28 protein-coding genes are annotated in these 20464 nt (G+C 64.5%); 5 read left to right on the top strand and 23 right to left on the bottom strand.

Features of this window, described 5'->3' with window-relative positions:
• The first annotated feature begins 75 nt into the window (after positions 1 to 75).
• Positions 76 to 534 carry an Hpt domain-containing protein gene (locus tag E7Y32_RS09405; RefSeq protein WP_146336878.1) on the top strand — a complete coding sequence of 153 codons (459 nt, stop codon included), beginning with the start codon at positions 76 to 78 and terminating at the stop codon, positions 532 to 534.
• Here E7Y32_RS09405 and E7Y32_RS09400 read toward each other — a convergent pair.
• Positions 531 to 1295 (bottom strand): response regulator transcription factor, encoded by a 765-nt coding sequence (locus E7Y32_RS09400; protein WP_146336877.1) that lies wholly within the window; start codon positions 1293 to 1295, stop codon positions 531 to 533. The genes E7Y32_RS09405 and E7Y32_RS09400 overlap by 4 nt on opposite strands.
• 233 nt (positions 1296 to 1528) lie before the next feature.
• Between E7Y32_RS09400 and E7Y32_RS09395 the strand changes: the two genes are divergently transcribed.
• Positions 1529 to 3211, top strand: coding sequence for a cell wall metabolism sensor histidine kinase WalK (locus E7Y32_RS09395; protein ID WP_261382394.1), 1683 nt, complete (start codon positions 1529 to 1531; stop codon positions 3209 to 3211).
• Between the two features lie 24 nt (positions 3212 to 3235).
• Here E7Y32_RS09395 and E7Y32_RS09390 read toward each other — a convergent pair whose 3' ends face one another.
• The 8 genes from E7Y32_RS09390 to E7Y32_RS09355 form a co-directional block, all read right to left on the bottom strand.
• Complete coding sequence (locus tag E7Y32_RS09390; protein ID WP_186466965.1) at positions 3236 to 4126, bottom strand: tRNA pseudouridine(38-40) synthase TruA; 891 nt, start codon at positions 4124 to 4126, stop codon at positions 3236 to 3238.
• Positions 4127 to 4157: 31 nt separating this feature from the next.
• Positions 4158 to 4748 (bottom strand): 50S ribosomal protein L17, encoded by a 591-nt coding sequence (gene rplQ / locus E7Y32_RS09385; RefSeq protein ID WP_146336876.1) that lies wholly within the window; start codon positions 4746 to 4748, stop codon positions 4158 to 4160.
• A gap of 75 nt (positions 4749 to 4823) precedes the next feature.
• Positions 4824 to 5834 (bottom strand): DNA-directed RNA polymerase subunit alpha, encoded by a 1011-nt coding sequence (locus tag E7Y32_RS09380; RefSeq protein ID WP_024366109.1) that lies wholly within the window; start codon positions 5832 to 5834, stop codon positions 4824 to 4826.
• 126 nt (positions 5835 to 5960) lie between these two features.
• A complete protein-coding gene (gene rpsK / locus E7Y32_RS09375; protein WP_018773682.1) occupies positions 5961 to 6362 on the bottom strand; it encodes a 30S ribosomal protein S11 in 402 nt (133 codons plus the stop codon).
• 45 nt (positions 6363 to 6407) lie between these two features.
• Positions 6408 to 6785, bottom strand: coding sequence for a 30S ribosomal protein S13 (gene rpsM, locus E7Y32_RS09370; protein ID WP_011775569.1), 378 nt, complete (start codon positions 6783 to 6785; stop codon positions 6408 to 6410).
• 183 nt (positions 6786 to 6968) lie between these two features.
• Entirely contained in the window at positions 6969 to 7082 is a 114-nt protein-coding gene (rpmJ, locus tag E7Y32_RS09365) for a 50S ribosomal protein L36 (RefSeq protein WP_009358722.1), read from the bottom strand.
• A 69-nt stretch (positions 7083 to 7151) separates the two neighbouring features.
• The gene (gene infA / locus E7Y32_RS09360) at positions 7152 to 7373 is read right to left on the bottom strand and encodes a translation initiation factor IF-1 (RefSeq protein WP_009358723.1); all 222 of its coding nucleotides are present in this window, start codon (positions 7371 to 7373) and stop codon (positions 7152 to 7154) included.
• 181 nt (positions 7374 to 7554) lie between these two features.
• Positions 7555 to 8565: a P1 family peptidase gene (locus E7Y32_RS09355; protein ID WP_146336875.1), complete on the bottom strand. Its 1011-nt coding sequence runs from the start codon at positions 8563 to 8565 to the stop codon at positions 7555 to 7557.
• Between the two features lie 235 nt (positions 8566 to 8800).
• Between E7Y32_RS09355 and E7Y32_RS09350 the strand changes: the two genes are divergently transcribed.
• From E7Y32_RS09350 to E7Y32_RS09340, 3 genes are all read left to right on the top strand, one after another.
• A complete protein-coding gene (locus tag E7Y32_RS09350) occupies positions 8801 to 9751 on the top strand; it encodes a carbohydrate ABC transporter permease (RefSeq protein WP_186466964.1) in 951 nt (316 codons plus the stop codon).
• A complete protein-coding gene (locus tag E7Y32_RS09345) occupies positions 9748 to 10680 on the top strand; it encodes a carbohydrate ABC transporter permease (protein WP_146336874.1) in 933 nt (310 codons plus the stop codon). Before E7Y32_RS09350 ends, E7Y32_RS09345 begins: the two co-directional genes overlap by 4 nt.
• Positions 10681 to 10766: 86 nt before the next feature.
• Positions 10767 to 12113 carry an ABC transporter substrate-binding protein gene (locus tag E7Y32_RS09340; RefSeq protein WP_146336873.1) on the top strand — a complete coding sequence of 449 codons (1347 nt, stop codon included), beginning with the start codon at positions 10767 to 10769 and terminating at the stop codon, positions 12111 to 12113.
• A gap of 85 nt (positions 12114 to 12198) precedes the next feature.
• Here E7Y32_RS09340 and map read toward each other — a convergent pair whose 3' ends face one another.
• The 14 genes from map to rpmC all read right to left on the bottom strand — a co-directional run bounded on the left by map (position 12199) and on the right by rpmC (position 20463).
• A complete protein-coding gene (map, locus tag E7Y32_RS09335; RefSeq protein ID WP_146336872.1) occupies positions 12199 to 13026 on the bottom strand; it encodes a type I methionyl aminopeptidase in 828 nt (275 codons plus the stop codon).
• Positions 13027 to 13135: 109 nt separating this feature from the next.
• Entirely contained in the window at positions 13136 to 13705 is a 570-nt protein-coding gene (locus E7Y32_RS09330) for an adenylate kinase (RefSeq protein ID WP_186467103.1), read from the bottom strand.
• A gap of 5 nt (positions 13706 to 13710) precedes the next feature.
• Entirely contained in the window at positions 13711 to 15021 is a 1311-nt protein-coding gene (secY, locus tag E7Y32_RS09325; protein ID WP_146336870.1) for a preprotein translocase subunit SecY, read from the bottom strand.
• Between the two features lie 185 nt (positions 15022 to 15206).
• Complete coding sequence (gene rplO / locus E7Y32_RS09320) at positions 15207 to 15701, bottom strand: 50S ribosomal protein L15 (RefSeq protein ID WP_146336869.1); 495 nt, start codon at positions 15699 to 15701, stop codon at positions 15207 to 15209.
• On the bottom strand, positions 15702 to 15908 hold the full coding sequence (gene rpmD / locus E7Y32_RS09315) for a 50S ribosomal protein L30 (RefSeq protein WP_056626615.1): 207 nt from the start codon (positions 15906 to 15908) through the stop codon (positions 15702 to 15704). It lies immediately after the preceding gene.
• Between the two features lie 3 nt (positions 15909 to 15911).
• Complete coding sequence (gene rpsE, locus E7Y32_RS09310; protein WP_173403037.1) at positions 15912 to 16592, bottom strand: 30S ribosomal protein S5; 681 nt, start codon at positions 16590 to 16592, stop codon at positions 15912 to 15914.
• A gap of 26 nt (positions 16593 to 16618) precedes the next feature.
• A complete protein-coding gene (rplR, locus tag E7Y32_RS09305; RefSeq protein WP_018773674.1) occupies positions 16619 to 17002 on the bottom strand; it encodes a 50S ribosomal protein L18 in 384 nt (127 codons plus the stop codon).
• A 2-nt stretch (positions 17003 to 17004) separates the two neighbouring features.
• On the bottom strand, positions 17005 to 17541 hold the full coding sequence (gene rplF / locus E7Y32_RS09300; RefSeq protein ID WP_028269576.1) for a 50S ribosomal protein L6: 537 nt from the start codon (positions 17539 to 17541) through the stop codon (positions 17005 to 17007).
• 18 nt (positions 17542 to 17559) lie between these two features.
• The gene (gene rpsH / locus E7Y32_RS09295) at positions 17560 to 17958 is read right to left on the bottom strand and encodes a 30S ribosomal protein S8 (protein WP_056737814.1); all 399 of its coding nucleotides are present in this window, start codon (positions 17956 to 17958) and stop codon (positions 17560 to 17562) included.
• Between the two features lie 80 nt (positions 17959 to 18038).
• Positions 18039 to 18620 (bottom strand): 50S ribosomal protein L5, encoded by a 582-nt coding sequence (gene rplE / locus E7Y32_RS09290; RefSeq protein WP_056737813.1) that lies wholly within the window; start codon positions 18618 to 18620, stop codon positions 18039 to 18041.
• Complete coding sequence (gene rplX / locus E7Y32_RS09285) at positions 18620 to 18979, bottom strand: 50S ribosomal protein L24 (protein WP_066436866.1); 360 nt, start codon at positions 18977 to 18979, stop codon at positions 18620 to 18622. The genes rplE and rplX overlap by 1 nt, the downstream gene beginning before the upstream one ends.
• A 3-nt stretch (positions 18980 to 18982) precedes the next feature.
• Positions 18983 to 19351 (bottom strand): 50S ribosomal protein L14, encoded by a 369-nt coding sequence (gene rplN, locus E7Y32_RS09280; RefSeq protein ID WP_003803789.1) that lies wholly within the window; start codon positions 19349 to 19351, stop codon positions 18983 to 18985.
• Positions 19352 to 19828: 477 nt separating this feature from the next.
• Positions 19829 to 20137: a 30S ribosomal protein S17 gene (gene rpsQ, locus E7Y32_RS09275; RefSeq protein ID WP_056737811.1), complete on the bottom strand. Its 309-nt coding sequence runs from the start codon at positions 20135 to 20137 to the stop codon at positions 19829 to 19831.
• Positions 20134 to 20463 (bottom strand): 50S ribosomal protein L29, encoded by a 330-nt coding sequence (gene rpmC / locus E7Y32_RS16525; protein ID WP_146336868.1) that lies wholly within the window; start codon positions 20461 to 20463, stop codon positions 20134 to 20136. Before rpmC ends, rpsQ begins: the two co-directional genes overlap by 4 nt.
• Between the last annotated feature and the right edge of the window lies 1 nt (position 20464).

The raw sequence follows: 20464 nt of genomic DNA, 5'->3' as shown, positions 1-20464 counted from the left end.
AAGGATAGCCGCAGGGTTTCCGCAGGATAGCTCGGTCCCTCCGGCGCCGGTCCGGACACCTAGTACCGTAGTGCCATGTCTCTTTTAGCTGCCTGCCCCGACGACGGAAAAACGGGCCCCGTGCTTGCCGCCGAAGCTCCCGCCGGCGGAGCCCCCCTGGCGGCACCGGGCTCCGGTGCCGCGCCGCTGGTGGACCCGGCAGCCCTGCAGGACCTGGGCGAGCAGCTGAACAGCGCCGCCGTCGCCAAAGGCTTCGCCCGGGACTACGCCCAGATGTGGGACCGGCGCTATGAGGCCCTGGCCACGGCCCTGGACCGCCGCGACCAGGCTGCCGCGCTTGACGCCGCGCTGAGCCTCAAGACGTCCTCGTCGATGGTGGGCGGCCTGCGCCTGGCCGAACTCGCGGCCGATCTGGAGGAAGCCATCCGGTCCGGCCACCTGGCGGAGGCCGCCTCACGCCTGGATGACGTGGCCGCCCGCGGCAGCGAAACCGTGGATGAGCTGCAGTTCAGCTACATCCTCTGGGAGCGCTAGGAGCGAACGGGCGCCAGCCGGTAGCCCACGCCGCGCACCGTCTGGAGCCAGCGCGGCTGCAGCGGGTCTTCCCGAAGTTTTCGGCGCAGGTTGCCGATGTGCACCTCAACGGCCCGTTCGTCGGACTCGCTGATGTAGGCATCGGCGCGGTAGTACTCCCCGCGCACCACGCGCACCAGCTCGGTCTTGGATTTCACGGCGCCGGCACCCCGCAGCAGGGCCTGCAGGAGGTCGAACTCGCTGCGGGTGAGGGCGAGCGGCTCCCCGTCGACCGTCACGGAACGCATCTCGGGGTTCAGCGCCAGCCCGTTGTGCCGCAGGACGTTATCCGGGGCCTCGGCGGCGTCGACATTCCGAGCGGGTGCCAGGGACAACACCCCGTGGCCGTCGTGCCGCGGCCGCCGCATCATCGCCGCGACCCGGGCACGCAGCTCACGGGGCCGGAACGGTTTGGTCAGGAAGTCGTCGGCGCCGGTGTGGAGCGCCGTCAGCGTGTCGAGTTCGTCCGTCCGTGCGGTCAGCATCACGATGTATGCGTCGCTGAACTGCCGGACCCGGCGGAGCACCTCGTACCCATCGATATCGGGCAGGCCCACATCCAGGGTGACAACATCCGCTTCCCGGTGCCGGACTACCTCGACGCCTTCCCGCCCCCCGGCGGCCGAATGCACCTCGAAACCGGCCTGACGGAGCACCGCCTCCACGAGGTTGCGCACATCCGCGTCGTCCTCAACAACGACGGCCACCCCAAGGTCAGTCATGCCACCCTCACATCCGATGCCGGTCGGCTCCAAGGCCGCTACACCCCGGGGCCCCATGCCCCGGTTGCCACGCCGCGCCGCAGGGCCACGGCGTACGCATGTCCTGCCACAATACCCACCCCGGGCGCCGATTCCGGACACCGGCGCAGTAACACAGGCAACTTTCATCTGTTTAATGTCAAGTTAGTGTGACAGCAATGTAAACTCCAGTTGCAAGGAAGGGGCACTGGTCTTTGAGTGAACGGCGGCTGGTTAACGGCGTGGGCGTCGACCGCCACTTTGGCGCTTTGCCCCCGCGTGCCCGGGTGGTGGCGAGCCAACTGCCCCTGACCCTGGTGTTCGCCGCCGGCGTCGCGGCCGCACCTGCCGCCTGGAACCTCCACGTATCGAGCGCCTCGGGCCAGGCCGCCCTGGCCCTGCATGCCGTGTTGTTCCTCGCCAGCCTCTTTGTGCCGTGGCAACGGTTCGGTCCGCTCGCCCCTTTGGCGATCCCGGTCCTGGACCTGGCCGCGATCGGGCTGAGCCGGGTCGCTGCGGCGGAGGAACTCCCGGGCCTCGGGGTGCTCTCCGTGCTGCCGGTCGTCTGGATCTCCGCTTCCAGGCTCTCCCCCGCCGTAATTCTGCCCCTCAGTTTCTTCGGTCCGCTGCTGGCAGGGCTGCCCTGGTTCTTCGCCGGAGGTGCTGACAACGGTCCCGGGCGTATCGCCACAGTGCTTCTCCTGGCCCTGATGACGCTGGCCGTCTCGCTGGCCATGCAGTTCGCCAGGGCGCAGTTGCGCCGCCAGCAACGCAAGGTCGAGGCCAAGGAGGCGGAACTGCAGGCCCTCCTCTCGGAAAGCCGGGAGCGCGAGCGGCTCCTGAACACCATCCTGGACACCGTCGACGTCGGCATCGTGGCGGTCGGCGCCGACGGCCGGCGGCTGCTCACCAACAGCTGGCAGGCCCGGCTGGAGGCGTCCGCAGCACCGCCGGGTGGGGCCGGGCCCGAGGATCCGGAACGGGAAGAGCGCCTCCTGCTGACGGGCCGGGACCAGTCAACGCCACTGCCTCCCGAACGGCGGCCGCTCCGCCGGGCCCTGGCCGGCGAATCCTTCGCGGACCACCTGGTCTGCTTTGGGGCGGCGCCCGGTAGCCGGGTGGTCTCCACCGGGGCCGGGCCGCTGAAGAACGACGACGGCGACTTCCGCGGCGCCGTCGTGGTCTACAACGAGGTGACCGGGCTGGTGAACGCCCTGGCGGCCAAGGAGGACGTGGTCGCGACGGTCTCGCACGAATTCCGGACCCCGCTGACATCGATCATCGGCAACCTCGACCTGGTCCTCGGCGAGGAGCTGCCGCTGACGGTGCTGCGCCGGATCGAGGTGGCCCAGCGAAACGCTGAACGGCTGCTGGCACTGGTCTCCGACCTGCTGATGTCCGCCAACTCCGCGGTTCAGGTCCATCCGAGGAAGACCGACTTGGCCGGGCTTGTCGAGGCAAGCCTCGGCTCCGCGCAGGCCCATGCCCAGTCCTCGCAGGTCTCACTCTCGATGGACGTTCCGGCGCCTTTGTGGGCGAACGTGGACCCGCTGCGCATCAGCCAGGCGCTGGACAACCTGGTCTCGAACGCCATCAAGTACTCCCCCGACGGCGGCGCGGTGACGGTCTCGGCCCGCGCCGATGGCGGCCGGGTGCTGCTGCAGGTGGAGGACAGCGGCATCGGCATGACAGCGGCCGACGCTGCCAGGGTCTTTACCCGCTTCTTCCGGAGCCCGGCGGTCCGGGATGGGGCCATCCCGGGGGCCGGCCTCGGCCTGTCCATCACCAAGGCGATCGTGGAAGGCCACGGCGGCTCCATCTCGTGCAGCACCCTTCCGGGGCGCGGGAGCACCTTTACCGTGGACCTCCCGGCGGACGGCCACCCGGCGGCTTTCTAGTCGGCCGGCTCTAGCCGGCTGGGCCTACTCGCGACGGGCGCGTGTCAGCTCGGCCCTGGCCAGTAGCCCGCTGGCCGTCGGGTAGGCCACCTCTTCCAGCACCAGCGGGTGCGGGGCGGCGAGCACGGACCGGGCGTCCCGCTGCCGGGCGATCAGCCGTTCGTACAGCCAGCCGGGCTGTTCCGCCCCGGACCCCACGTAGAGCGCGGATCCCACCAAGGAACGGACCATGTTGTGGCAGAAGGCGTCGGCCTGGACGGTGGCGACAATAACGCCGTCGGCGCCGCGGGTGAACTCGAAACGCTGCAGCTCCCGGATGGTCGTGGCGCCTTCGCGGGGCTTGCAGTAGGAGCGGAAGTCCTGCAGGCCCAGCAGCCGGGAGGCGCCCTCGTTGAGCAGCGCCGTGTCGAGGCGTTCCTTGTGCCAGAGTGTCGAGTAGCGGCCCAGCGGGTCCCAGCGGTCCGTGCCGTCGGCGATCCGGTAGCTGTAGCGCCGCCAGAGCGCGGAGAATCGGGCGTCAAAGCCGGCCGGTGCCACCGCGGCATGATGCACCTCGACCGCGCCGCTGAGTTCGCCCAGCCCTCGGCTCAGGGCGCCGCGGAGCCGGCGCAGCAAGGCCGCCGAGGGGTCCAGTTCAGCGCCGCGGTTGAGCCCGCGCCACTCGGCCTCGCTCAGGTCCAGGTGCACGACCTGTCCGCGGGCGTGCACGCCGGCATCGGTGCGGCCCGCCACCGTGACCCGAACCGGCCGGCGGATCAGCAGGGCCAGGGCTTCCTCAAGGACACCCTGGACGGTCCGGAGTCCGGGCTGCAGCGCCCACCCGCTGAACGGGCCGCCGTCGTAGGACAGGTCCAGCCGGATACGCAAAAACCCGCCGCCCCCCATAACGGGGGCAGCGGGTTTGAGCTCGTTCATAGACCCAAGTCTATAAGAAGGGTTTAGCGAATTACTTCGCGTCCTTCTCGTCCTTGGCAGCTTCCTCAGCGGCCGGAGCCTCTTCGGTCTCGTCGGCTTTAGCTTCAGAAGCAGTCTCGGCAACCTCAGCCTCGGGAGCCTCTTCGGTTTCGGCTGCTTCGGTCTCGGCGACCGGGGCGGCTTCAGCCTTGTCGGCGTCCTTCTTGTCTGCATCGCGCTTCGCAGCGGAAGTAGCCTCGGCGACGACGGCCTGCTTGGCGGAAACCGGCTCGAGAACCAGTTCGATAACAGCCATGGGAGCGTTGTCGCCCTTGCGGTTGCCGATCTTGGTGATGCGGGTGTAGCCGCCGTCGCGGTTCTCGACTGCCTGGGCAATGTCGGTGAACAGCTCGTGGACGACGCCCTTGTTGCTGATCAGGCCGAGCACACGACGGCGGGAAGCCAGGTCGCCGCGCTTAGCGAAAGTCACCAGGCGCTCTGCGTAGGGCTTCAGACGCTTGGCCTTGGTCACCGTGGTGGTGATCCGCTTGTGCTCGAACAGTGCGGCTGCCAGGTTCGCGAGCATAAGGCGCTCGTGAGCCGGGCCGCCTCCGAGGCGCGGACCCTTAGTGGGGGTAGGCATAACTATTTCTCCTCATATGGAAGCCGGCGGGCTGTGCACGCTGCGGTGCGTCCAGCCTGCTGGCCAAGATCTGTTTTAGAGCTCGTCGTCGCTGAAAGCGGCGTCGTCCTCTTCGATGGCTGCGGCGCGGGCTGCAAGGTCGAAACCGGGAGGGGAGTCCTTGAGGGACAGACCCAGTTCAACGAGCTTTGCCTTGACCTCGTCGATGGACTTCGCACCGAAGTTACGGATGTCCATCAGGTCAGCCTCGGAGCGGGCAACGAGTTCACCCACGGTGTGGATGCCCTCACGCTTGAGGCAGTTGTAGGAACGGACGGTGAGGTCCAGATCCTCGATCGGCAGGGCCATGTCCGCTGCCAGGGCAGCGTCCGTCGGCGACGGGCCAATCTCGATACCTTCAGCTGCGGTGTTCAGCTCGCGGGCCAGACCGAACAGTTCCACCAGGGTGGTACCTGCCGAAGCAACCGCATCGCGCGGGGCGATGGCCTGCTTGGTCTCGACGTCAACAATCAGCTTGTCGAAGTCAGTGCGCTGCTCAACACGGGTAGCTTCCACGCGGAAAGTAACCTTCAGGACCGGCGAGTAGATCGAGTCGACCGGGATGCGGCCGATCTCGGAGTCGCCGGACTTGTTCTGAGCTGCCGAAACGTAGCCGCGGCCGCGCTCGATGGTCAGTTCGAGTTCGAACTTGCCCTTCGAGTTCAGCGTGGCGATGTGCAGATCCGGGTTGTGGAATTCGACGCCGGCCGGCGGAGCGATGTCCGCGGCGGTGACGACTCCCGGGCCCTGCTTGCGCAGGTAAGCAACAACCGGCTCGTCGTGCTCGGAGGAGACCGACAGGTTCTTGATGTTCAGGATGATCTCGGTGACATCTTCCTTGACACCCGGAACCGTGGTGAACTCGTGCAGCACGCCATCGATCCGGATGCTCGTGACAGAGGCACCGGGGATGGAGGAGAGCAGGGTACGGCGGAGGGAGTTTCCGAGGGTGTAGCCGAAGCCCGGTTCCAGCGGTTCAATGATGAAACGGGAACGGTTGTCGGAGACGACCTCTTCGGAGAGGGTGGGGCGCTGTGCAATGAGCACTTAGGTTTCCTTTCGGCGAGCATCCGCTATATGACGCAACACAGGTGGTGGAAAGATCGGTCTAATGACTTAACGCGGCTGGGCTTGCCCGGACCGGTGAGGGTCCGGGCAAGCTCCGGCTAAGAATTAGACGCGGCGGCGCTTCGGCGGACGGCAGCCGTTGTGCGCGCTGGGGGTTACGTCCTGGATGGACCCAACCTCGAGGCCAGCGGCCTGCAGCGAACGGATGGCGGTCTCGCGTCCGGAGCCCGGTCCCTTGACGAAAACGTCAACCTTGCGCATGCCGTGCTCCTGCGCACGCTTTGCGGCGGCTTCGGCGGCCATCTGGGCGGCGAACGGGGTGGACTTACGAGAGCCCTTGAAGCCAACCTCACCGGACGAAGCCCAGGAGATGACAGCACCGTTCGGGTCCGTGATGGACACGATGGTGTTGTTAAAGGTGCTCTTGATGTGCGCCTGGCCCAGCGCGATATTCTTCTTGTCCTTCTTACGCGGCTTGCGAACCGCGCCACGAGTCTTCGGGGGCATTATTTCTCCTACAGAAAGTTATTGGGGGAAGGGAGAACGCTATTTTTAGCGTCCGGCCTTCTTCTTGCCGGCGACGGTACGCTTCGGACCCTTGCGGGTACGGGCGTTGGTCTTCGTACGCTGACCGCGTACGGGCAGGCCCTTGCGGTGACGCAGGCCTTCGTAGCTGCCGATCTCAACCTTGCGGCGGATGTCGGCGGCTACCTCGCGGCGAAGGTCACCCTCAACCTTGTAGTTGCCTTCAATGTAGTCACGCAGCTGGACCAGCTCAGCGTCGGTCAGGTCCTTGACCCGAACGTCAGCGCTGATGCCGGTGGCAGCCAGGGTTTCGTGTGCACGGGTCTTGCCCACGCCGTAGATGTAAGTAAGCGCAATTTCCAGCCGCTTTTCGCGGGGAATGTCTACGCCAGCGAGACGAGCCATAGTGGCAGTGCTCCTTGAATAAACCGGAGGTCGTAGGCAGTACACCCGCACATTCCGTACGGCCCCAGCCTCCGACCGGGGGTTAGCTGTCCGGACTCGTTCTAGCTCAATGTCCCAGATCAGCTTGTGCTGCCTTTTATTTACTTGCGTGGGTTAGCAACCCAGGATTTCCTGTGAAGGAAATTAGCCCTGGCGCTGCTTGTGGCGCGGGTTCTCGCAGATCACCATGACCCGGCCATTACGGCGGATCACTTTGCACTTTTCGCAGATCTGCTTGACGCTCGGCTTGACCTTCATGGCGTTCCTTTGCGTGTTGCAGTTGGTCAGCTGGACCGGCCCGAGGCTATTGCCTTGGCCGCCCAGTGTTTACTTGTAGCGGTAGACGATACGACCACGTGTCAGGTCGTACGGGCTCAGCTCCACCACTACCCGGTCCTCAGGGAGAATCCTGATGTAGTGCTGGCGCATCTTTCCAGAGATGTGTGCCAGAACGATGTGCTTGTTGGTGAGCTCAACGCGAAACATCGCGTTAGGCAGCGCCTCAGTCACAACGCCCTCGATCTCAATGACCCCGTCCTTCTTGGCCATACCCTCCGCTAACTGTTGTTGCCACAGCCCCTCCGGCTTGCACCGGCGATCACTGCGGACGATTTTAATTGCTTGTTTTGCATGCTTGCCTACGGCCCCTGGGCCACAAAAGGGCACAACAGGGCAGACAACCAACAGTCAACACTACGGCATTACGGGCCGAATGTTAAATCCAGCCATGCTAGCGCACTCCGTCCCCGTATGCACGAAAACGCCCCGCCGGCGTCTCCACCGCCGCCGCCGCCGCGATCCCGTCCAGGATGGCCAGCCGGACGACGTCGGCCGCCGCGCTCTGCAGCGTAATCAGGCTCACCTGCCGCGCTGCTTCGGTACTCCGGTCCAGCCCGACGGCGCCCGTGGCCAGCGCGAACACCGTGTCGCCGTCGGCCAAGGTGTGGCTAGGGTTCAGGGCCCGGGCGAGGCCTGCGTGCGCTGCTGAGGCCGTGCGTTTGCATTCGGCCTTGTCCAGGACTGCGTTGGTCGCGACGACGACGAGCGTGGTGTTGAGGGGCGGCGGATCCTGTGCGGCTTCCGCCGCAGGGGAATCGGGAACCCGGAAGCGCGCGTCTAAGGGAGGAACGACCGAGCGCACCGAGGGTTCGGGATGTCCCGGAGGCACCACAAAGGGCAGTCCCAGCGCGTTTACTACGGCGAGCGCCCCTACGACGACGCCGTTGTCCAAGGTGATGGAGGCGGTGCCTACTCCCCCTTTGTAGGCTCCCCGCCCGATGGCCGCTCCCGTGCCGGCGCCGACGTTGCCGCGTTCGACGTCGTGCCCGTCCTTGCGGGCGGCGGCGTCGGCGATTGCCGCGTAACCCATGGCCTCATCGGGGCGTGCGGCGAAGTCCCCGCCGCGGCCCAGGTCGAAAATAGCGGCCGCGGGAACGATCGGCACCACGCCGCCGGGAACGGCGAAGCCCCGGCCCTGCTCCTCGCACCAGCGCTGGGCGCCGTGCGCGGTCGCCAGGCCAAAGGCACTTCCGCCGGTGAGGACCACGGCGTCGACGGCGGTGCTCAGCGTGGTGGGGTCCAGCGCGTCGGTCTCGTGTGTGCCGGGACCGCCGCCCCGGACATCGACCGAGCCAACCGTGTCCGAGGGCGGGAGCACCACGGTGACGCCGCTCAGCCACCTCTCCCCCGTCCGGGACGCATGGCCCACGCGGATGCCGGGCACGTCCGTAATCGCAGTCATGGCTCCATTGTGCGCCCGCGCCGCCCGGAAATCCGCCCCCGCGGTCGCTCTGCCTGCAAGCGAACATTGTGGAATACTGCAACCAACAACAGGTAAACGGGCAAGGAAGCCTGGCAAAACAAAGCTCTGGCAAGGCCTTGTGCGGGGTTCCGCCCACCCACCGTGTGGTGAAGTTAAGTTGATCCCCCGCCCAAACCGCCTGCCATCGGCAGGCCTGGATCCGTTAGAGACCCCTATGACTAGACAATTGACTGACCGTCCAGCGGCTACCGCCCGGACCGTCGCACCGGACCAGCGCAGGGGACGCTGGTCCGCCCGGACCCGCAGGGACTTCATCGTGTTCCTGGCGCTGGCCCTGCCAAATCTGGCTTTGATCGCGGTGTTCACCTACCTCCCGCTGATCAACAACATCTACTACTCGACGCTGGACTGGACGCTGGGCTCCGCCAACGCCACAGTGGTCGGCTTCGACAACTACATCAACTTCTTTACCAGTACGGACGCCCCCACAGTGCTGGGGACCACGGCGATCTTTACCGTCGTCACGGTCGGCGGCTCCATGGTCCTCGGGCTGCTGGTGGCCCTCGCGCTGAACTCCAAGGTCCGGGGCACCACTTTCGCCCGGTCCGCCGTCTTCGCCCCCTACGTGCTCAGCGGGGTCGGCGTCGGCCTCGTCTGGCTGTTCATCTTCGACCCGGGCTACGGTGTGCTGTCCTGGCTGCTCCGAGGGATCGGCCAGCAGAGCCCGCAGTGGATCAACGACCCGCAGCTGTCCCTGGTGATGGTGATCATCGTTTACATCTGGAAGAACCTCGGCTACTGCGCCGTGGTCTACCTCGCGGGCCTCCAATCGCTCCCGAAGGACGTGATGGAGGCGGCCTCGCTGGATGGCGCGAACGGCTTCCGCCGCTTCATCAGCATGTCCGTCCCGCTGCTCTCCCCCACCACCTTCTTCCTGCTGATCACCACCATGCTCAGCTCCTTGCAGGCCTTCGACCTGATCCGGATCATGACCCCGCTGGGCAACGGCACGTCCACCCTGATTTACGAGGCGTATCTGCAGGCGTTCGGCGCCTACAACCGGGCAGGGTACTCGGCGTCGATCTCCGTGGTCCTCTTCGCCATCCTGCTTATCATCACCGTGCTGCAACTGCGGTTCGTCGAACGGAAGGTGCACTACTCGTGAGCACGCTCTCCCCTGTCAGTCCTGATCCCGCCGCAGGCACCGGGTACGCTCCCGACGGCGGTCCGGAGGTCCCGCTGCAGCGCAACCGGCCGTTCTCCCGCGCCAATCTGGTCCAGACCATCGCCGGCGGCTACGTCCCGCTGATCCTCGCCACCCTCGTGGTGGTCGTGCCTCTGCTCTGGATGCTGCTGAGCTCGTTCAAGCAGCCCGGCGAGATCGTCACCACGGATCTGAAGATCCTGCCCGAAAGCCTCAACCTCGACAATTACCGCACCGCCATGACCACCGTGCCGTTCGGCCAGTTCTTCCTGAACAGCCTGATCGTCACCACCGTCGGCTCCACGGTGAAAGTCATCCTCGCCATCCTGACGGCGTACGCGCTGGTCTTTGTGCGCTTCCCGTTCAAGAACGTCATCTTCGTGGTGATCCTCGTGGCCCTCATGGTGCCGCCCCAGGTCTCGATCCTGCCGAACTACATCCTGATCGCGGGCATCGGCGGGAAGAACACGCTCTGGGGCATCATTCTTCCGGGCCTGGGCACGGCCTTCGGCACCTTCCTGCTGCGGCAGCATTTCATGACGCTGCCCGGCTCCATCCTGGAAGCCGCCGAGATCGACGGTGCCGGGCACTGGCGCCGCCTCTGGCAGGTTGTCGCGCCGGTGTCGCTGCCGTCCATTGCCACCGTAGCCCTCGTGACGGTGGTCAGCGAGTGGAACGACTACATCTGGCCGCTCATCATCACCGACCGCCCCGAGACCATGACTCTGCCGGTAGGCCTGACCCTGCTGCAGAACTCTGAAGGAAACGGCGCCGGCTGGGGCATCCTGATGGCCGGCGCAATGCTGGTGATCGTTCCGATTCTCCTGGTCTTCGCCGCCTTGCAGCGTTACATCGTCGCTGGCCTCACCCAGGGCAGCGTCACCGGATAACGCCTGACAGCGCCAAACCCATTTTCTCCACCCCGTCTCCATCACTGCATCTAACCGAGTCAAAACTTCTTTTGAGAGGACCCACTATGGCCATGAACCTTGACCGCAGAAACTTCCTTGGACTGGCCAGCGCCAGCGCCGGCGCAGCAGCGCTGGCTGCCTGCGGCGGACCGTCCACCGGCGGCGGTAGCGCCACCAGCGGCGCGTCCGACATCGACTTCAACGGCGTGAAGCCGGCCGGTTCGTTCGACTTCTGGACCAGCCACCCGGGCAAGTCCCAGGACGTGGAAAAGGCCATCATCGACAAGTTCCAGGCGAAGTACCCGGACATCAAGGTCAACCTGGTGACCGCTGGCGCCAACTACGAGGAAATCGCGCAGAAGTTCCAGACCTCGCAGGCTGCCAAGTCCGCACTCCCAGGCCTGGTAGTGCTCTCGGACGTCTGGTGGTTCCGGTACTACACCAACGGCAACATCATCCCGCTGGACGGGCTGATCAAGCAGCTGGACTTCAAGATCGACGATTTCCAGAAGTCCCTCGTGGCCGACTACAAGTACGCCGACAAGCAGTGGGCCCTCCCCTACGGGCGCTCCACGCCGCTCTTCTACTACAACAAGGACCACTTCAAGGCCGCCGGCCTGCCGGACCGGGCACCGAAGACCTGGCAGGAATTCGGCGAGTGGGCTCCCAAGCTCAAAGCCGCTTCCGGCGCGAGCTACGCGTACATGTACCCGGCCTTGGCCGGATACGCCGGCTGGACGCTGCAGAACAACCTGTGGGGCTGGGGCGGCAGCTGGTCCAACGGCTGGGACATCAACTGCGACTCGGCCGAATCCGTGGCGGCGCTGCAGTGGGCCCAGGATTCCGTCTACAAGGACAAGTGGGCGGGCGTCTCCTCCAAGAACGCCGCGGACGACTTTGCCGCGGGCATTGCCTCCGCCACGATCTCGTCCACCGGCGACCTGCTCGGGGTGCTGAAGTCTGCGAAGTTCAACGTGGGCGTCGGCTTCCTGCCGGGCGGCCCCAAGAACGACACCGGCGTCTGCCCCACCGGCGGCGCCGGGCTCGGCATCCCCAGCGGGGTGAGCAAGGAAGTCCAGCTCGCGGCTGCGACCTTCCTGAAGTTCATGACGGAGCCGGAGAACACGGCGGCGTTCTCGGCAGCCACCGGCTACATGCCGACGCGCACGTCGGCTGACATGGGGGCAGTGCTGGCCAAGACGCCGCAGATCAAGACCGCCATGGACCAGCTCGCCGTCACCCACGTCCAGGACAACGCCCGCGTGTTCCTGCCCGGCGCCGACCAGGAAATGGCCAAGGCTGCCGCGAAGATCCTCACCCAGCAGGGCGACGTCAAGGCCACCATGACCGAACTCAAGACGACCCTCGAAGGCATCTACACCAAGGACGTGAAGCCCAAGCTGAAGAGCTAGGCCTTAAGCCAACGTAGCTCGCATTTGTTGTCGTTTCGAACGCTCGGAACGACAACAAATGCGAGCTACTTGGCTTTAAGGGGACTTAGGGAATCGGGACAGGCACGACGCCGAGCGGCGCCAGCTTCGCGGCTCCCCCGTCGGGGGCGGAGAGCACCCAGATGCCCTTCTCGTGGACCGCAACGGAGTGCTCCCACTGGCAGGAGCGTTTGCCGTCGGTGGTGACGACCGTCCAGTCGTCGTCGAGGACGGCTGTGTCGATGCTCCCGCGGACCAGCATCGGTTCGATGGCCAGGCACAGCCCGGGACGGATCTTGGCCCCGCGGTGGCCGGTGCGGTAGTTCAGCACGTCCGGTGCCATGTGCATCTCCGAGCCGATCCCGTGGCCCACGTAGTCCTCCAGGATGCCCAGGGGCTTACCGGGGACGGAGGAGACGTAATCGTCCACGGCGTTGCCGATGTCGCCGATGAACTTTCCGGTGGCCAGCGCCGCGATGCCGTGCCACATGGCCGCCTCGGTGACGTCGGAGAGCCGCTGGTCCTCCGGGTCGGCCGTGCCGACGATGACCGTGCGGGCCGAGTCCGAGTGCCAGCCGTCCACGATCGCACCGCCGTCGATCGAGATGATGTCCCCGTCCTGCAGGACGCGGTCGCCCGGGATACCGTGCACCACTTCCTCGTTCACGGAGGTACAGATGGTGGCCGGGAAGCCGTGATAGCCAAGGAAGTTGGACTTCGCCCCGGCCTCCTGCAGCACGCCGGCGAACACGGCGTCGAGGTCGCGGGTGCTCACACCGGGGACGGCAGCGGCGACGGCGGCGTCCAGGGCGTGGCTGAGTACCAGGCCGGCCTCCTGCATGGTCCGCATCTGGGCGTTGGTCTTGTATTCAATGCGGGTCTGGCCGAATGCCATCCTCAGCGTCCTTTCGGTGTTTCCGGCCGGCCCGGGGGGCTGCGCGGAGAAATGCCTGAGGCTCCTCCCGGCACTGCGGGAGGAGCCTCAACGGTTTTACGGGCCCGGATCAGGCGGACTGGGCCGCCTTGATGGCCTGCATAACGCGGTCGGTGACCTCGTCGATGCCGCCGATGCCATCCACTTGGGTGAGGATGCCGCGCTCGGCATACTTGGCGACCACGGCCTCCGTCTGGCCGTGGTAGAGGTCCAGCCGGTGCCGGATGACGGCTTCGTTGTCATCGCTGCGGCCGGTGTCCTTGGCGCGTCCCAGCAGGCGCTTGACGAGTTCCTCGTCGTCGGCGGTGAGCTGCAGGACGACGTCGAGCTTCTGCTCGCCGTCCGCGAGGATCGCGTCGAGGTAGTCGACCTGGGCGGTGGTCCGCGGGTAGCCGTCGAGCAGGAAGCCCGCTTCGACGTCGTCCTCGGTGAGACGATCACGGACCATCTTGTTGGTGACGCTGTCCGGAACGAAGTCGCCCGCGTCCATGTACTTCTTGGCTTCGATGCCGAGCGGCGTCTCCCCCTTGACGTTGGCACGGAAGATGTCGCCGGTGGAGATCGCCACGACGCCGAGGCGCTCCGAAATGCGTTCCGCCTGCGTCCCCTTGCCGGAACCGGGAGGTCCGATAATCAACATTCTCGTCATCGCAAAAGCCCTTCGTAGTGACGCTGCTGTAGCTGCGCATCAATCTGCTTGACGGTCTCCAAACCTACGCCCACCATGATCAGGATCGAGGTGCCGCCGAACGGGAAGTTCTGGTTGGCATTGATCAAGACCAAGGCAATCAGCGGGATCAGGGCCACGAGGCCCAGGTAGATCGCGCCTGGCAGGGTGATCCTGGAAAGCACATACTGCAGGTAATCCGCGGTCGGCTTGCCGGCACGGATACCCGGAATGAAGCCGCCGTACTTCTTCATGTTGTCAGAAACTTCCTCAGGGTTGAAAGTGATCGCAACATAGAAGTAAGTGAAGAACACAATCATGGCGAAGTAGAGGGCCATGTAGATGGGGTGGTCACCGCGGGTCAGGTTGTTGTTGATCCACTCAACCCACGGCGCGATGGGCTCACCTGGCTTGGGCTGGTTGAACTGAGAGATCAGGCCCGGCAGGTACAGCATCGAGGACGCAAAGATGACGGGCACGACGCCGGCCATGTTCACCTTGATGGGGATGTAGGTGCTGGTGCCGCCCACGGTGCGGCGGCCGATCATGCGCTTGGCGTACTGCACCGGGATGCGGCGCTGGGACTGCTCCACGAAGACGACCAGTGCCACGGTGAGCAGGCCGATGGCCAGGACCATAAAGAAGGTGCCCGGGCCCTGGGAGGTCCAGATGGCGCCGAGGGACGTCGGGAAGCCGGCGGCGATCGAGGTGAAGATCAGCAGGGACATGCCGTTACCGACGCCCTTCTCGGTCACGAGCTCGCCCATCCACATGATGAGGCCGGTGCCGGCCGTCAGCGTGATGATGATCAGGATGGTGGTGATGATGCTCGCGTCCGGGATGATGGGCAGCTGGCAGTTGGGCAGCAGCTGGCCGGAGCGGGCCAGCGACACCAGCGTGGTGGCGTTCAGCAGGCCCAGGGCGATCGTCAGGTAGCGGGTGTACTGGGTCAGCTTGGACTGGCCCGAGGCGCCCTCTTCGTAGAGCTGCTGGAACCGGGGAATGACCACGCGGAGCAGCTGGACGATGATGCTGGCCGTGATGTACGGCATGATCCCGAGCGCGAAGATCGAGACCTGCAGCAATGCACCGCCGCTGAACAGGTTGACGAGCTGGTAGATCCCGCCCGAGGTCTGACCGTTCTGCAAGCATTGCTGGACATTCTGGTAGTTCACACCAGGCGAGGGGATGAAGGCACCCAAGCGGAAGATTGTGATGATTCCCAGCGTGAACAACAACTTGCGTCGCAGATCAGGCGTGCGAAAGGCCCGGCCAAATGCGCTAAGCAAGCGTCCTCCTGAGTATTAAGTAAAGTCGTGTGAGATAGGTCAAATAAACCCAACAACCGAGTCTAACGGGTGGATGCGTCCCGCGGACAATCGGCAGGGCCCGGAAAATGAAAAAACTCCCGGTACCAAGGGCGTGAGCCCCGGTACCGGGAGTTTGAACAACGGGCTGGAGCCCCGCCGCCTCCTTAGAGGGCGGTGGTGCTGCCGCCTGCTGCCTCAATCTTTTCTGCGGCGCTGGCCGAGAATGCGTGGGCAGTGACATTCACCTTGACGGTGATGTCGCCGGTGCCCAGCACCTTGACGGGCTGGTTCTTGCGAACGGCACCCTTTGCGACCAGGTTCTCCACGGTGACGTCGCCACCTTCCGGGAACAGCTCGTTGAGCTTGTCCAGGTTCACAACCTGGAACTCAACCCGGAACGGGTTCTTGAAGCCGCGCAGCTTCGGCAGGCGCATGTGCAGCGGCAGCTGGCCGCCGGCAAAGCCAGCCTTGATCTGGTAGCGGGCCTTCGTACCCTTGGTACCGCGACCAGCGGTCTTACCCTTGGAGCCTTCACCACGACCAACGCGGGTCTTGGCGGTCTTGGCACCCGGGGCGGGACGCAGGTGGTGAACCTTCAGTGCGTTCTGCTTCTCAGCAGCGGCGCCCTGTGCCTTCTCGGCGGTGTTCTTCTCTGCCATTTACTTCGCCTCCTCTACCTTTACCAGGTGCGGAACCGTGTTGAGCATTCCAACGGTCACGGCGTCGGCGGTGCGGACAACGGTGTGTCCGATCCGCTTCAGGCCGAGGGACCGCAGGGTGTCGCGCTGGTTCTGCTTGCCGCCAATGGCGGACTTGATCTGAGTGATCTCCAACTGAGCGTCGGAGGGGATCAGGTTCTTAGCCATGACTCAGACACCTGCCTTCTGGTTCAGGAGCGCCTTCACCATTGCCGGCGGAGCGATCTCGTCGAGGGGCAGGCCGCGGCGTGCTGCCACTGCTGCCGGCTCTTCGAGGCGCTTCAGCGCATCAACGGTCGCGTGAACGATGTTGATGGCGTTCGAGGAACCGAGCGACTTGGAGAGGATGTCGTGGATGCCCACGCACTCCAGTACTGCACGGACCGGACCACCGGCGATTACACCGGTACCGGCGGAAGCCGGACGCAGCATAACGACGCCTGCGGCGGCTTCACCCTGAACACGGTGCGGGATGGTGCTGCCGATGCGGGGAACGCGGAAGAAGGACTTCTTGGCCTCTTCAACGCCCTTCGCGATGGCGGCGGGAACTTCCTTAGCCTTGCCGTAGCCGACGCCGACCATACCGTTGCCGTCACCCACGACGACGAGGGCGGTGAAGCTGAAGCGACGACCACCCTTGACGACCTTGGAAACACGGTTGATGGTTACGACGCGCTCTACGAACTGGCTCTTCTCGGCTTCGCGGCCGCCGTCGCGGCCACCACGGCCGCCACGGTCGCCACGGCCCTGGCCGCGGTCGCCACGCTCGCCACGACGCGCGCCACCACGGCGGTCGTCAGTGGTAGCAGGCGCAGCGGTCTCAGTTGCCGGAGCAGCTACAGCTTCAGTCACCTGAATGTCCTTTTCGTTATTTTCGGTCACAGTGCCAGCCCACCTTCACGTGCGCCGTCAGCGACGGCGGCGATCCGGCCGTGGTACTTGTTACCACCGCGGTCGAAGACAACAGCTTCGATACCGGCAGCCTTGGCACGCTCGGCGACGAGCTCGCCAACGCGCTTGGCCTTGGCGGTCTTGTCACCGTCGAATGCACGAAGGTCGGCTTCCAGCGTGGAGGCGCTCGCTACGGTCAGGCCCTTGGTGTCATCGACAACCTGGACGAATACGTGGCGGGCGGAACGGTTGACGACCAGGCGAGGACGTACAGCCGTACCGGAGATGCGCTTGCGGATACGAAGCTGGCGGCGGCTGCGCTGGGCAGACTTGCTCTTGTTCGTACGCTTCTTGTTAATTGCGATGGCCATGGTTACTTACCAGCCTTTCCGACCTTGCGGCGGATGACTTCGCCGGCGTAGCGGATGCCCTTGCCCTTGTAGGGGTCCGGCTTCCGCAGCTTGCGAATGTTGGCAGCAACCTCGCCGACCTGCTGCTTGGAGATACCTGAAACAGAGAGCTTGGTCGGGGTCTCAACTGCAAAGGTGATGCCGTTCGGAGCCGAGACGTTGACCGGGTGGCTGTAGCCCAGAGCGAACTCCAGGTCAGAACCCTTGGCCTGGACGCGGTAACCGGTACCGACGATCTCAAGCTTCTTCTCGTAGCCTGCGGTAACGCCCTGGATCATGTTGGCGATCAGGGTGCGGGTCAGGCCGTGCAGCGAACGGGAGGCGCGCTCGTCGTTCGGGCGGGCGACAGTCAGGGTGCCATCTTCCAGGGTGACCTCGATCGGGCTGGCCACAGTGTGGCTCAGCTCGCCCTTGGAACCCTTGACGCTGACGACAGAGCCGTCAACCTTGACCTCAACGCCGGCAGGAACGGTGATGGGGAGACGTCCAATACGTGACATTATTCTCTTCCTTTCCCGTTACCAGACGTAAGCGAGGACTTCGCCGCCCACGCCCTTCTTGCCGGCCTGCTTGTCAGTCAGGAGGCCGGAAGAGGTGGACAGGATTGCGATACCCAGGCCACCGAGCACGTGCGGCAGGTTGGTGGACTTTGCGTAAACGCGCAGCCCCGGCTTGGAAATACGACGAACGCCAGCGATGGAACGCTCGCGGTTCGGACCGAACTTGAGCTCGAGGGTCAGCTTCTTGCCAACCTCCGCGTCTTCTTCCTTCCAGGAGGCGATGAAGCCTTCTGCCTTCAGGATGTCAGCAACGCGTGCCTTGAGCTTGCTGTAAGGCATAGACACGGAATCGTGGTATGCCGAGTTTGCATTGCGCAGACGCGTAAGCATATCTGCGACAGGATCTGTCATAGTCATGTGGGCTCTTGCCCTTCCTCATAACGGTTTCCGCTGCCCTGGCATCAGAGCCAGCCAGCCGGACCTTCTATGTAGCTAGATTAATCTTCGGTCTTGAACGGGAAGCCAAGCGCCTTGAGCAGCGCGCGGCCTTCGTCGTCGGTCTTGGCAGTGGTCACGACGGTGATGTCCATACCGCGAACGCGGTCAATGGAATCCTGGTCGATCTCGTGGAACATAACCTGCTCGGTCAGACCGAAGGTGTAGTTGCCGTTGCCGTCGAACTGCTTGCCGCTGAGGCCCCGGAAGTCGCGGATACGCGGCAGTGCCAGCGTGACCAGACGGTCCAGGAATTCCCACATACGGTCGCCACGCAGAGTTGCGTGCGCACCGATCGGCATGCCTTCGCGCAGCTTGAACTGTGCGATCGACTTGCGGGCCTTGGTTACCTGCGGCTTCTGGCCGGTGATCAGGGTCAGATCGCGGACAGCGCCGTCGATCAGCTTGGAGTCCTTGGCGGCATCTCCAACACCCATGTTCACAACGACCTTCACCAGACGGGGAACCTGGTTGACGTTCTCGTACTTGAATTCCTCAACGAGCGCGCTCTTGATGGAATCCGCGTACTTGGTCTTCAGACGAGGAACGATCTTGCTTGCCGGAGTCTCGAGAGTCTCAGTCATTAGATGTCCTTCCCTGAGCTCTTGGCCACGCGGACACGCACTTCACGCTTCACGCCATCGCGCTCAACGGTCTCGGTGCGGAAACCGACGCGGGTGGGCTTCTTGGTGGAGGGGTCAACCAGGGCCACGTTGGAGATGTGGATTGAAGCCTCAACGACCTCGATGCCACCGGTCTTGGTGCCGCGCTGCGACTGACCGACCTTGGTGTGCTTGGTTACGCGGTTAATGCCTTCGACCAACACGCGGTTGGTCTCCGGGAATACGCGCAGAACCTTGCCCTGCTTGCCACGGTCGCCGCCGCGCTCAGCCTTGGCGCCAGTGATGACCTGAACAAGGTCACCCTTCTTGATCTTAGCCATGGACTAGAGCACCTCCGGAGCCAGAGAAACGATCTTCATGAACTTCTTGTCGCGAAGTTCACGACCAACCGGTCCGAAGATACGGGTACCGCGGGGGTCACCGTCGTTCTTCAGGATCACAGCTGCGTTCTCGTCAAACTTGATGTAGGAACCATCCGCACGGCGGCGTTCCTTCTTGGTACGGACGATGACAGCCTTGACGACGTCGCCCTTCTTTACGTTGCCGCCCGGAATTGCGTCCTTGACGGTAGCGACGATCACGTCGCCAATGCCTGCGTAGCGACGGCCAGATCCACCGAGAACGCGAATGGTAAGGATTTCCTTAGCACCCGTGTTGTCGGCGACCTTGAGTCGCGACTCCTGCTGAATCACTATTTACTCCTTGCGTCGCGCCGGTTCTCAGGCCGTGATCTTGCTACGGAATGAGCCTTGCGGAACGGTTGATCGGGGTGTCTCTTGACCTGCCTGGATTTTGCCAGACCAGGCCTAAACGCCCGTGCCAAAAACAGTTGCTTCCCGGGCGCGCGAGGCGCGAGGGGGCACTATGCCGTGGCACGATTGTTTACGAGGTTGACGATGACGCACGAAAGGCGCCATACAAACTCAAAATCTTAGCACGTTTTGGGACTCAGCCAGAATCAGCCAATACCACACACGACGCCGACATGCAGGGCAGCCCTTTGGCGCGCCGGCCGCCCCACTCCCCCGGGAGCCGGGCCACCGGCGTCGTACGCCCGCCAAAGCCTGCCCTGCGTGACATCGTGGCGAGGTCCCTCCGCCGGCAACGCAAAAGCCCCCGCTCCCCCAAAGGGGAACGAGGGCTTCAGCTGTATCACCAGGGTGCTGGTGTTACTTGGCCTTCTCGAGGATCTCCACCAGGCGCCACCGCTTGGTAGCGGAGAGCGGGCGGGTCTCGGCGAGGAGAACGAGGTCGCCGATGCCGGCGCTGTTCTCTTCGTCGTGAGCCTTGATCTTCGTGTTGCGGCGCATGACCTTGCCGTAGAGGGCGTGCTTCACGCGGTCCTCGACCTGGACAACGATGGTCTTTTCCATCTTGTCCGAGACCACGTAGCCGCGCTTCGTCTTACGGTAACCGCGCTCGTCAGCCTTGGCTGCGTCGGAAACAGTTTCCGTCACGTTCTCGTCCTTTTCACTCACTTGGCGTCCTCCTCGGTCTCAACCGTTTCAGCCGTGTCAGCCTTCTTGGTCGCAGCCTTCTTGGACTTCTTTTCTTCCTTGGCTTCCACAACCGGTGCGGCAACCTCGGCACGAATGCCCAGCTCGCGCTCACGGAGAACGGTGTAGATGCGTGCGATGTCCTTCTTTACCGCGCGCAGACGACCGTGGTTCTCCAGCTGGCCGGTGGCGGACTGGAAACGCAGGTTGAACAGCTCTTCCTTGGACTTGCGGAGTTCTTCAACGAGACGCTCGTTGTCGAAACCGTCCAGCTGTGCGGGTGCGAGATCCTTCGACCCTACTGCCATT

Source organism: Arthrobacter sp. UKPF54-2, from assembly GCF_007858535.1.
Taxonomy (GTDB): Bacteria; Actinomycetota; Actinomycetes; order Actinomycetales; family Micrococcaceae; genus Arthrobacter.
The sequence above is the reverse complement of the archived record's forward strand: the minus strand, read 5'-3'. Positions and strand labels throughout refer to the sequence as shown.